The sequence below is a fragment of the Streptococcus mitis genome (genome assembly GCF_946190325.1).
Lineage (GTDB): Bacteria > Bacillota > Bacilli > Lactobacillales > Streptococcaceae > Streptococcus > Streptococcus mitis_CF.
In genome coordinates, this window is sequence record NZ_CAMHZR010000003.1 from 66,533 (window position 1) to 78,942 (window position 12,410).

At 41.1% G+C, this 12,410-nt stretch carries 10 protein-coding genes; 6 read left to right on the forward strand and 4 right to left on the reverse strand.

Annotation, left to right across the window (positions count from 1 at the left end):
• Positions 1–75 precede the first annotated feature (75 nt).
• Positions 76–5,289 carry an SIALI-17 repeat-containing surface protein gene (locus N8M95_RS05490; protein WP_261116761.1) on the forward strand — a complete coding sequence of 1,738 codons (5,214 nt, stop codon included), beginning with the start codon at positions 76–78 and terminating at the stop codon, positions 5,287–5,289.
• Between the two features lie 73 nt (positions 5,290–5,362).
• On the opposite strand, the gene mraY is transcribed toward N8M95_RS05490, so the two are convergent.
• Genes mraY through rsmH form a run of 4 tightly spaced genes read right to left on the reverse strand, consistent with a single transcriptional unit; the run spans position 5,363 to position 9,878 of the window.
• Positions 5,363–6,343, reverse strand: coding sequence for a phospho-N-acetylmuramoyl-pentapeptide-transferase (mraY, locus tag N8M95_RS05495; RefSeq protein ID WP_218493995.1), 981 nt, complete (start codon positions 6,341–6,343; stop codon positions 5,363–5,365).
• 1 nt (position 6,344) lies between these two features.
• The gene (pbp2x, locus tag N8M95_RS05500; protein ID WP_064275919.1) at positions 6,345–8,597 is read right to left on the reverse strand and encodes a penicillin-binding protein PBP2X; all 2,253 of its coding nucleotides are present in this window, start codon (positions 8,595–8,597) and stop codon (positions 6,345–6,347) included.
• A gap of 3 nt (positions 8,598–8,600) precedes the next feature.
• On the reverse strand, positions 8,601–8,918 hold the full coding sequence (gene ftsL / locus N8M95_RS05505) for a cell division protein FtsL (protein WP_000227824.1): 318 nt from the start codon (positions 8,916–8,918) through the stop codon (positions 8,601–8,603).
• Positions 8,919–8,927: 9 nt separating this feature from the next.
• Complete coding sequence (gene rsmH, locus N8M95_RS05510) at positions 8,928–9,878, reverse strand: 16S rRNA (cytosine(1402)-N(4))-methyltransferase RsmH (protein WP_261116762.1); 951 nt, start codon at positions 9,876–9,878, stop codon at positions 8,928–8,930.
• Between the two features lie 166 nt (positions 9,879–10,044).
• Here rsmH and N8M95_RS05515 point away from each other — a divergent pair, with 166 nt between their 5' ends.
• From N8M95_RS05515 to N8M95_RS05535, 5 genes are read left to right on the forward strand one after another with little or no spacing between them, the layout of a single operon-like run.
• On the forward strand, positions 10,045–10,239 hold the full coding sequence (locus N8M95_RS05515; RefSeq protein WP_001082472.1) for a helix-turn-helix transcriptional regulator: 195 nt from the start codon (positions 10,045–10,047) through the stop codon (positions 10,237–10,239).
• 15 nt (positions 10,240–10,254) lie between these two features.
• Positions 10,255–10,797 carry a DUF3278 domain-containing protein gene (locus N8M95_RS05520; RefSeq protein WP_020902170.1) on the forward strand — a complete coding sequence of 181 codons (543 nt, stop codon included), beginning with the start codon at positions 10,255–10,257 and terminating at the stop codon, positions 10,795–10,797.
• Between the two features lie 10 nt (positions 10,798–10,807).
• Positions 10,808–11,134, forward strand: a complete 327-nt coding sequence (locus N8M95_RS05525; protein ID WP_020902169.1) for a hypothetical protein — start codon at positions 10,808–10,810, stop codon at positions 11,132–11,134.
• Between the two features lie 26 nt (positions 11,135–11,160).
• The gene (locus tag N8M95_RS05530) at positions 11,161–11,739 is read left to right on the forward strand and encodes a DUF3278 domain-containing protein (protein ID WP_084861936.1); all 579 of its coding nucleotides are present in this window, start codon (positions 11,161–11,163) and stop codon (positions 11,737–11,739) included.
• Positions 11,736–12,212 carry a glutathione peroxidase gene (locus tag N8M95_RS05535; protein ID WP_261116763.1) on the forward strand — a complete coding sequence of 159 codons (477 nt, stop codon included), beginning with the start codon at positions 11,736–11,738 and terminating at the stop codon, positions 12,210–12,212. The genes N8M95_RS05530 and N8M95_RS05535 overlap by 4 nt, the downstream gene beginning before the upstream one ends.
• Positions 12,213–12,410: the final 198 nt, after the last annotated feature.

Here is a 12,410-nt window from a genome sequence, read left to right on the forward strand (position 1 = left end):
TTAACAATACAATATAGAAACAAAAGTTCGCCTCATTAAAAATGAAAGCGCTTTTAATTAATAAAGGAGGTTTCTATGGAAAAAATTTGGAGGGAGAGATCCTGTCGCTACAGTATTCGAAAGCTAACAGTCGGCACAGCCTCTGTTTTGCTTGGAGCAGTTTTTCTAGCTAGTCATACCGTCTCTGCTGATACTATCGAAGTAAAGCAAAAAGAGGCTACACTGGAGATAACTAGCTCTAAGTTAGACACTGTAACGAAAGCAAGTGAATCAACTGAGCATACACAGCCAAACGTGCCAATTGATCATACAAAACCAGTTCTAGCTAATAATAGTTCTTCTGAAAGCAAACCCGCTGAGGCTGATGTTACTTCTGCTACAACTAATCAAGTCAGTACTGAGGCTATTGTAAAACCTAATGAAAATAAGGAAACCGAAAAACCAGAACTACCTGTGACAGAACAAAGCAACTATCAGCTAAACTATGATCGACCAACAGCTCCTTCCTATGATGGCTGGGAAAAACAAGCACTCCCAGTTGGGAATGGTGAAACGGGTGCTAAGATTTTTGGTCTCATCGGCGAGGAGAGAATCCAATACAACGAAAAAACTCTTTGGTCAGGTGGACCGCGTCCCGACAGTACCGACTATAATGGAGGAAACTATCAGGAACGGTATAAAATTTTAGCAGAAATTCGTAAGGCTCTTGAAGACGGAGATCGCCAAAAAGCCAAACGATTAGCTGAACAAAATCTAGTTGGACCAAACAACGCCCAGTATGGACGTTATCTAGCCTTTGGTGATATCTTCATGGTCTTCAATAACCAGAAAAAGGGACTGGATACAGTTACAGACTATCACCGTGGTTTGGATATCACAGAAGCCACTACTACAACTTCTTACACCCAAGATGGAACGACCTTTAAAAGAGAAACCTTCTCAAGTTACCCTGATGATGTCACCGTGACCCACTTGACCCAAAAAGGGGACAAAAAACTTGATTTTACAGTTTGGAATAGCTTGACAGAAGATTTACTTGCTAATGGAAACTACTCAGCGGAATATTCTAACTACAAGAGTGGCCATGTTACGACAGACCCAAATGGTATCCTACTAAAAGGTACAGTCAAAGATAATGGCCTCCAGTTCGCATCCTATCTAGGAATTAAAACGGACGGAAAAGTTACTGTTTATGAGGATAGTTTAACAATCACAGGGGCCAGCTATGCTACGCTTTTACTCAGTGCCAAGACTAACTTTGCTCAGAATCCAAAAACAAACTATCGCAAAGACATTGACCTCGAAAAAACAGTTAAAGGCATTGTAGAAGCAGCTAGGGGCAAAGACTACGAAACACTTAAAAAGAACCATATCAAAGACTATCAAAGCCTCTTTAACCGCGTCAAACTAAACCTAGGTGGAAGCAATGCTGCTCAAACGACAAAAGAGGCCCTTCAGACCTATAACCCTAGCAAAGGGCAAAAACTGGAAGAACTCTTCTTCCAATACGGACGTTATTTATTGATCAGTTCATCTCGTGATCGGACAGATGCCCTTCCTGCCAACCTACAAGGAGTCTGGAATGCCGTAGACAATCCACCTTGGAACGCTGACTACCACCTCAATGTCAATTTGCAAATGAACTATTGGCCAGCCTACATGAGCAATCTAGCTGAAACAGCCAAGCCAATGATCAATTACATTGACGATATGCGTTACTATGGCCGTATCGCTGCTAAAGAATACGCCGGTATCGAATCCAAAGATGGACAAGAAAATGGCTGGCTGGTTCATACCCAGGCGACACCATTTGGCTGGACTACCCCTGGTTGGAATTACTATTGGGGTTGGTCTCCAGCTGCTAATGCTTGGATGATGCAGAACGTTTATGACTACTATAAATTCACCAAGGATGAGACTTATCTCAAAGAAAAGATCTATCCAATGCTCAAGGAAACTGCTAAGTTCTGGAACTCCTTCTTGCACTATGACCAGGACAGTGACCGTTGGGTGTCTTCTCCATCCTACTCACCAGAACACGGTACCATCACCATCGGAAATACCTTTGACCAATCACTAGTCTGGCAGCTATTCCATGACTACATGGAAGTCGCCAACCATCTGAATGTCGACAAAGACCTAGTTACAGAGGTCAAGGCTAAATTTGACAAACTAAAACCACTTCACATTAACAAAGAGGGACGCATCAAGGAATGGTACGAAGAAGACAGTCCACAATTCACTAATGAAGGCATTGAAAATAACCACCGCCACGTTTCCCATCTGGTAGGTCTCTTCCCAGGTACGCTCTTTAGCAAGGACCAGGCTGAATATTTAGAAGCTGCGCGTGCTACCCTCAACCACCGTGGAGATGGTGGTACTGGTTGGTCTAAGGCCAATAAAATCAACCTCTGGGCTCGTCTCTTAGACGGTAACCGTGCTCATCGCCTGCTTGCTGAACAGCTCAAATATTCAACCCTAGAAAACCTTTGGGATACGCATGCACCTTTCCAAATCGACGGAAACTTTGGAGCAACCAGTGGAATTGCAGAAATGCTTCTTCAATCACACACTGGCTACATTGCACCATTGCCAGCCCTTCCAGATGCTTGGAAAGACGGTCAGGTTTCTGGTCTGGTTGCCCGTGGTAACTTTGAAGTCAGCATGAAGTGGAAAGATAAAAACCTGCAAAGCTTGTCCTTCCTTTCAAATGTCGGTGGAGACCTAGTTGTAGATTATCCAAATATCGAAGCCAGTCAGGTTAAGGTTAATGGCAAATCTGTCAAAGCAACTGTTCTTAAAGATGGCCGCATTCAACTGGCAACACAAAAAGGTGATGTCATTACCTTTGAACATTTCCCTGGTCGTGTAACCAGTCTGACAGCAGTTAGACAAAATGGCGTCACTGCCGAACTTACCTTCAACCAAGTAGAAGGCGCTACCCACTATGTTATCCAAAGACAAGTGAAAGACGAATCTGGCCAAACTTCTGCAAGCAGAGAATTTGTGACCAATCAAACCCATTTTATCGACCGTTCACTCGATCCTCAACTCGCCTACACTTATACTGTTAAGGCTATGCTGGGTAATGTTTCTACACAGGTATCCGAAAAGGCCAATGTCGAAACCTATAACCAATTGATGGATGACCGTGATAGCCGAATCCAATACGGTTCTGCATTTGGAAACTGGGCAGACTCAGAATTATTTGGAGGAACAGAGAAGTTTGCCGACCTTTCACTAGGTAACTATACAGATAAAGATGCGACAGCAACCATTCCTTTCAATGGTGTTGGCATTGAAATCTATGGTCTCAAATCATCTGAATTGGGAATCGCTGAAGTCAAGATCGATGGTAAATCAGTCGGTGAACTGGACTTCTATACTGCAGGTGCAACTGAAAAAGGTAGCCTTATCGGTCGCTTCACAGGATTGTCAGATGGTGCTCATGTGATGACTATCACTGTAAAACAAGAGCATAAACACCGTGGCAGTGAACGTTCCAAAATTTCCTTAGACTACTTTAAAGTTTTACCGGGACAAGGAACAACCATTGAAAAAATGGATGACCGCGACCCTCGCATTCAATACGGATCTCAATTCAAAGATTGGAGCGATACTGAATTATATAAGAGCACAGAAAAATATGCGGACATCAATAACGCCGACCCAAGTACTGCTTCAGAAGCTCAAGCAACCATTCCATTTACTGGAACAGGTATTCGAATTTACGGACTTAAAACATCCGCTCTCGGAAAAGCTCTCGTGACACTGGATGGAAAAGAAATGCCAAGTCTAGACTTCTACACTGCTGGCGCTACCCAAAAGGCAACCTTAATTGGAGAATTTACTAATCTGACCGACGGTAATCATATTTTGACATTGAAAGTTGATCCAAATTCATCAGCAGGTCGCAAGAAAATTTCTCTAGATTCATTTGATGTGATTAAGGCTCCAGCTGTAAGCTTGGATAGTCCAAGTATCGCACCACTTAAGGAAGGGGATAAAAACATCTCTTTAACTCTTCCAGCTGGAGATTGGGAAGCCATCGCTGTGACCTTCCCAGGCATCAAAGATCCACTCGTTTTACGCAGGATAGACGATAATCATCTAGTTACGACTGGAGATCAGACTGTCTTATCAATTCAAGATAATCAGGTACAAATCCCTATCCCTGACGAAACCAATCGAAAAATTGGAAATGCGATAGAAGCTTATTCTATCCAGGGAAATACAACAAGCAGTCCTGTAGTAGCTGTCTTTACCAAAAAGGATGAGAAGAAGGTTGAGAATCAGCAACCAACTACAAGCAAGGGAGATGACCCTGCTCCTATTGTAGAAATTCCTGAATACACTAAGCCTATCGGCACAGCAGGACTAGAACAACCACCTACTGTTTCTATCCCTGAATACACTCAACCTATCGGCACAGCTGGACAAGAACAGCCACCTACCGTTTCTATTCCTGAGTACACTGAGCCTATCGGAACAGCGGGACAGGAACAACCGCCTACTGTTTCTATCCCTGAGTACACTAAACCTATCGGAACGGCTGGACAGGAACAACCGCCTGTAGTAAATATTCCTGAGTACACTCAACCTATCGGCACAGCAGGACTAGAACAACCGCCTACTGTTTCTATCCCTGAGTACACTCAACCTGTCGGGACAGCGGGACAAGAACAAGCTCCTACTGTTTCTGTTCCTAAATATAAACTTCGTGTCTTAAAGGATGAAAAGACTAAAGTTGAAATTATTGGAGGAGCGACTGACTTAGAGGGAATTTCTCACATTTCTAGCAGACGTGTATTAGCTCAAGAACTATTTGGTAAGACCTATGATGCTTACGATCTTCACCTTAAAAATTCAACAGACCAGAGTTTACAACCAAAAGGAACTGTCTTGGTCCGCTTGCCTATTTCCTCAGCTGTCGAAAATGTCTACTACCTAACTCCATCAAAAGAGTTACAGCCACTCGATTTTACTATTCGCGAGGGAATGGCAGAATTTACGACTAGCCATTTCAGTACCTATGCAGTCGTTTATCGAGCTAATGGAGCATCAACTACTGCAAATCAAAAACCAAGTGAAACAGATATCAAACCATTAGCCAACAGCTCTAAGCAAGTTTCATCTAGTCCAGACCTTGTCCAATCGGCAAATCATTCTCCTAAAGAACAACTTCCAGCTACTGGTGAAACATCCAATCCACTACTATTCTTGTCAGGATTGAGTCTAGTCCTAACAGCGACTTTTCTACTTAAGAGTAAGAAGGATGAAACCAACTAACTTTTAACCACACAAAAACCAGGATGAAGATAAGCTTCATCCTGGTTTCTTTTATCAATAAAAGATTATTTTTTTACAGTAGGTATAAAATTGCTAGGGTCAAGAGACTTGCTAGGAGTCCCACTCCCCAAAAGAAGAAGTCGACCTTCCACTCGCTCCAAGGACTTCCCTTACCAGACAATCCTCCAAGCTCAAAATGATGATGCACAGGCGTCATACGAAAAATACGTTTACCACCTGTCAGTTTGAAATAACTGACTTGCATCATAACCGAAGTTGTTTCAAAGACATAAACAATTCCGATAATCAAGAGAGTCCATTCTTGGTGGAGGGCCATAGAGATAGCTGCCAGCATTCCACCTAAGGCCAAGCTTCCCACATCCCCCATAAAGACTTTAGCAGGCTTATGGTTAAAGACGAAGAAACCAAGCAAACCACCAATCATGGCAAGAATCACTAGAAGGATATCCATCTGACCTTGCACATAGGCAATAACTCCATAGGCAGACAAGCTAATCACAACGGAAATACTAGCTAGACCGTCAATACCATCTGTCAAGTTGACTGCGTTTGAAAAACCGACTAGCCAGAAAAGAGCGAAGATAATATAGAAAATCCCTAAATGAACTTGGTAGCCAAAGACAGAGAGCATATCGCCCCCACGCTCATAAAAAAGGTAGAAAATGACGCCACCTAGCAGCTGAAGAGCCAATTTCTGTTTGGGGTTTAGCCCCTCATTGATCTTTCGGAAGACCTTGAGGAAGTCATCTAAAAAACCAACCAAACCATACAAGACCAAAATAAACAAAACCATACCAACATTATTGGTCAATTGTTTTGAAAAAAGAGCGACGAGGAAACTCACCACAACTGCAGCAATGAGGAAAACAAGCCCCCCCATTGTAGGAGTCCCAGCTTTTGCCTGGTGCTGTTTGACATCCTCATGCATCTGCTGGCCTGTAATTTGCGCCTTTCTATAAAATTGGATAAAGGCCGGAATTCCTACTAAAGTTAGTAAAAATGTCACAATTCCAGCACTGATGGAAATAAACATATTAGTCTCCTAAAGTTAATTTAATTTTTTTAATGTTTTTGATAGCTGTATTGGTCCGAACGTCTTGCTTTTGGACGACGGAACCTGAACCTTCAAATTCTAGCTCAATATCCAACCATTTAGCAAAGGCCTCAGCAGTCTCTTTTTTCCAGCCATACATATCTGGAATTTCTTCTACCTTATCCGATAAAAGGAGAACTTGTTGGTTTGGTGCAAGATTTTTTCCTTCTTCTACAGAAGTCTCTTTAATCTTTGTTCCAGTACCAACAACGATTGGTTGCACAATATTTCGACGTAAGGCTTCCGCCAAATCACCAGGTGAAATATCCTTGATGCTAGGCATTGCATACGAAGATTCTGTCGTCACTTGATCTAAATTCTTAGCTGGAGATTGAAGGTTCAGAGATTCTTTCATCGCTGAAGCCCGCTCCAAGATTGGATTGGAAAACTCTCCCAACTGGGCAGCTGAATAATGCTCAGGCTGTTGAACCGTTACATACAAGATAAAATCAGGATTTTCAGCAGGATTCATAGTCACAACTGAGAAAATATAATTGGTAGAACCAACCAAGTATCCTCCATTTTTCTCATCAGCGATTTGAGCCGTACCGGATTTAACTGCTACATTTTGTCCAGGAACTGTTATAATTGGCTTTCCTGTGTAGTGATTATACATAGTTCCATATAGAGGGTCCGTCCCAACTAATATCATGTTAGTACGAGTCAAGCTTGCTGCATCTTCAGATACAGGTTTTCCTACAATCTCTTTTTGAGACTTTCGTACAGACTGATTGTTAGTATCATAAATAGCACTTATAAATTTTGGCTCCAGCATAACTCCATCATTAGCAATAGCTGTAAAGGCACGAAGCATTTGTGTTTGTGTTACTGAAATCCCTTGCCCAAATGAGCTTTGAGCAATATTGACAATATTATCAGCTGGAAGTTGACCAGCGTATTCATCTGTCAAGCCAAAGCGAGTTGGGACCCCAAATTTAAAGCGGTTTAGATAATCCAACCAAGTAGCATCTCCCATTTTTTGTTCAAGTAGACTCATTCCAACATTACTGGAGTGAGCGAAACCTTGTGAGAAAGTCATCATCCTACCAGTCGTCAAACCATCATTAACATCCCAATCTCGAATCGTCGCATCCGCTATTTTTAATTCACTGCTATTGAAGTATTCTCCACTTGGGAAGGTATTATTATCAATAGAAGAAGCTAACGTCATAACCTTCATGGTTGATCCTGGTTCATAGTTACTTTGATAAAGAATGTCACGCCAAACAAAGTCCTCAGTGATTCCTTCTTTAGTATCTGCATTAAAGGTAGGTCGTTGGGTGGTAGCGAGAATTTCACCGGTCTTTGCACTGACCAAGGTCGCGGTCATATACTTACCTTTTACTTTTTCTAGAAAGGCATCCATCTGAGTTTCCATGAAAGATTGTAGCGGACTAGACAATGTTGTATAAACATCCTTGCCATCCACAGTTTGTTGCGATACCAGTTCTGTACCTGGTACGATATTTCCTACACGGTCTTTTTCATAGGTAATAATACCGTCTGTCCCAGCAAGAATGGTATTTAAAGAACTCTCCAAACCAGAAGTCCCTAACAAACTCTTACTACCATCCTCATTTTCATGAAGTTGGGCTAAGCCAATAAAGCTAGAAGCAAATTGTCCATTTGGATAGCTTCTGTTAGGGCTAGTTGTAAAGTCAATCCCTTCCACACTAGCATCTTTCAAATCTTTTTTAATAGCCATCATATTGGCATAGGTAATCCCATTTCCTTTTGCACCAAAGGAAACTTGGGTCAGATTTGGTTGAGCTAATTGCTCTTTCACATAAGCTTCATCCATGTCTAAATACTTATGGAAGACTTCAGCTACCTTATTAAACTGCGAATCCTCTACATAAAGAATTTTTCCGGTTGCTGACTTGTATTTTTTATCAATAACAGCATAGACGTTATAGGAAGTCGCATCTTCAGCAATAGGCACTCCATTTCGGTCATAGATAGTCCCACGTTTGGCAGGAACTGTTCGGGTTGTTTGGTGAACCTTTTTAGCCTCTTTTACCAAGTCAGTACCAAATATATTACCTTTTGCGATAATATAAGCAAAATTGGCCAAAAAGAGGCCGAAAAGGGCAACAGCTAAAAAGCTGAGGTACTTGCCAACTATCCTACGGTTTTTTGCTGGAGACTTACGATTTTTTATCGCAAATCGGGTTATTTTTTCTGTCCATTTCATATCTTACTCCGCTGTTCGGATATTTTCATTATTCAATTTCAAATCTTTTTTATCTGCAATTTCTTTCAAGCGCTCGGAACGAATCAATTCATTCACTTCCTGCTTAGCATCATCCAGCTCTGTCTTCTTTTCCTCTATCTGCGCATTGATTTTTGTTAAATCACTTTGCACTTGCAAGAGTCGTGTCTGCATAAAGATGATACTCACTGCTAAAACGAGAGCCGTAAAAGCGATGGAAAGATAAAAAGCCTTCTCCACACGTGAGAATTTTTTTATACGATTCTGCAAGAATTGACTGGTTGTTTCTTTCTTATCTACCATTTTTTCCTCTTACTTGTGAATTTTTCTGGCCACGCGCAACTTAGCTGAGTGCGAGCGGTTATTGGCTTCTAATTCTTCTGCACTTGGCAAGATTGGCTTACGGGACACCAATTCCATCTTAGGCTTGAGATCATCTGGGATGAAAGGCAAACCTTTTGGAACTTCAACCGTTGAAGCTTCCTTGAACAATTGCTTGGTCAAGCGGTCTTCTAGTGAATGGAAGGTAATCACTGAGATTCTACCATCTAGAGCTAACATATCCATAGCCTGCTGGATAGATTCATCTGCAGCTCCCAGTTCATCATTGACTTCAATCCGAATAGCTTGGAAAATCTGCTTGGCAGGATGGCCCTTCTTCTTGAGCTCCTTAGCAGGCTTAGCCGACTTGATGATCTCTGCCAACTCAGTCGTTGTCTCGATTGGCTTGACTTCACGTGCTTGTTCAATCTTACGCGCGATCTGTTTAGAGAATTTGTCCTCGCCATATTTGAAGAAAATACGAACCAAGTCATGATAGTCATAATGGTTCACCACTTCATAGGCTGTCAGACTAGCTTCCTGATTCATCCGCATGTCCAGTGGCGCATCCTTTTTATAAGAAAAACCACGCTCACGCTGGTCCAATTGAGGACTAGACACTCCCAAGTCATAACAAATTCCATCAATTTCCTGAACACCAGCTTCGTGCAAACGTGCCTGTAAATGACGGAAGTTATCCTTGATAAAGGTCACCATCCCCTTTTCAATGTAAGGTGCCAAGCGTTTTTGCGCATTATCAATGGCATTCTGGTCCTGGTCAAAGGCATAGAGATGGCCTTTTTCACTTAATTTACTTAATAAATATTCGCTATGGCCTGCTCCACCCAAGGTCGCATCAACGTAAACACCGTCAGGTTTCACATCAAGCATATCAATCGTTTCGTGGAGTAAGACCGTTACATGATGAAATTCTTTTGTCATATCTTATCTATTTTACCACAAATCCGACTAGCTTGCACTAGTCAGACAAATAGGTCAAAAACAAGTAAGATTTCTTTAAGAAATATGTCAAATATGCTTGACATTCGCTCTATAGAAGAATATAATATAGTCAAATATATACGACACAAATCAGAAAGGAGAACATATGAATCGTGTGAAAGAATTTCGCAAGGAACTGGGCATTTCCCAGCTCGAACTCGCCAAGGATATCGGTGTCTCGAGACAAACCATCAATATGATTGAAAACGACAAGTACAACCCAACCCTGGAACTTTGTCTCAATCTCGCCCGCAGCCTCCAAACTGACCTCAACAGTCTCTTTTGGGAGGAAGATTTTTAAAAAAGGAGCCAACTTATGAAAAAAGAAACCTTCACTGAAAAACTCATCAAACGCACATACGGCATTTCTGGTCCCCTTGACGAATACAAACGGCGTGAGGCCGATCGTATTGGGAACCAAGTCTTTATCGTTCTTTTTTATCTGATGATTTTCGGAAATCTTATTCCACTCCTTCTGGCCTATAAATACCCTCAAGAAGTGGCTCTAATCTATCCTCCTCTAATTTTAGTGATTGCCCTCATCGCTGCTGGCTATGTCACCTACCAAATGAAAAAAACAGGGATTACAGCTATTGATCCAGATATGCTGAATGAGAAAGAAAGTAAGCAACTACACCACCCAGGTCTGAAAGCAGGTTTGTTCTTTGGTCTATGGATGTTTTTTATAACTCCTCTTCTCCATATACTCATAGGTGAAAGTCCGGACTATTTTAATTCTCTTCTCACTATAAGAAATGGTGTATCAAGCATTCTCGGTTCTATCTTCTTCGGAGCGAGTATACAGTTCCTCATCTCCCGTCGCATTGCAAAAACTAAGAAAGATCAAGATGAGGATTAGGAGGTGCCCTATGAAATCACTAGTAACTTTACTTATCTATCATCTTTTGTTCAGTTCTCTGCTCATCTTCATCATCGTTTCAGGGAACTTGCCAATCTACGATATAGTCCTCCTTCCAGTCTTTGTTCCAGCACTCAACAAAGGATTGACTTATCTAAAAATCGACTCCCAAAAAACGCGCATACTCAACTTAGCACTAATCTTTATGATTCTATCCTTACCACAACTGACGCTCATTTCAAGCAATTGGAAATATTATATACTGCTAACTATCGCTATCCTTTCTTCTATTACTTATCTTTATTATCTCTATCAATTCGTAAAAGAAACAAAATAGCATCGTTCATTTAGGAGAAATCACCCATGAAAAAAGAAGACTTAACCACTCGCCTACTTCGAAATTTCTTTCATATCCAAGGCCCTTTTGATGAATGCCGTCAAGAGGTTATCTACAAGGCTTGCGCCCGTTCCATGATCCAAATCTTTTACTCTTCCTTCATTCTCTTCCTATTCTATATTTTGTTCGGAAGCTTTATAGAAATTGTTCGAAATGTTATGCCCTACATCTATTTTGGACTCATTTTGTTCATGAGTATAAAAGCTCAAAAAGCCGTCCAAGAGCTTCATCTTGAAAAGGATGACAAATCAGAAATCATCCTCAAAACCTACAGCAAAACCCAAATCAAATTCCGAAGCTGGATTGTGTTTATCGGTATTCAGATTGGCTTCTTTACCTTACTCATCTTTCATAAAGTCTTCGTTCAGCAGATGTCCCTTTCAGATTTTATGAAGTTGCTCATGCAATTCGATAAAAGTGGTCCTTTCCTGATGTATGGCCTGATTATCGGTAGCATTTTTGGAACCCTGACCTACGGATTTCTATCACTACAGGAGGAGAAAACTCCTAAAAATACCAAACAGAAGGAGAAAAGCAAGCAATGACTTCACTATACGATTTTTCAGTCTTGAACCAAGACCATCAAGAAACTCCACTAGAGACCTATCGTGGTAAGATTCTCTTGGTTGTCAACACTGCTACTGGATGTGGTTTAACGCCCCAGTACCAAGGTCTCCAAGAACTCTATGACCGCTATCAAGAACAAGGTTTTGAGATTTTAGACTTCCCTTGCAATCAGTTTATGGGACAAGCACCAGGTAGTGCAGAGGAAATAAACGCCTTCTGTAGCCTACATTATCAGACCAGCTTCCCACGTTTTTCCAAGATCAAGGTCAACGGTAAGGAAGCAGATCCTCTCTATGTTTGGTTGAAAGAACAAAAATCTGGTCCACTAGGAAAACGAATCGAATGGAATTTCGCTAAGTTTCTCATCGGTCGAGATGGGCAGGTCTTTGAACGCTTCTCTTCAAAAACAGACCCAAAACAAATTGAAGAGGCGATACAAAAATTACTCTGACTTTTTTTGAATACATTCTTTCATTCAGTTTAATTCTTGAAAGGATGTATTTTTCTTTAAAAAGTGAAAGAATTTCTTTAAATTAGGTTTACTTTCTCTATTGCATTTCTTGGAATAATTTAGTATATTTGTTATATTAAAGCTTTTTAGGTCATTTTAAAGATTAAGATGGCAATTTAAATTTTTTCACCTCAAAAT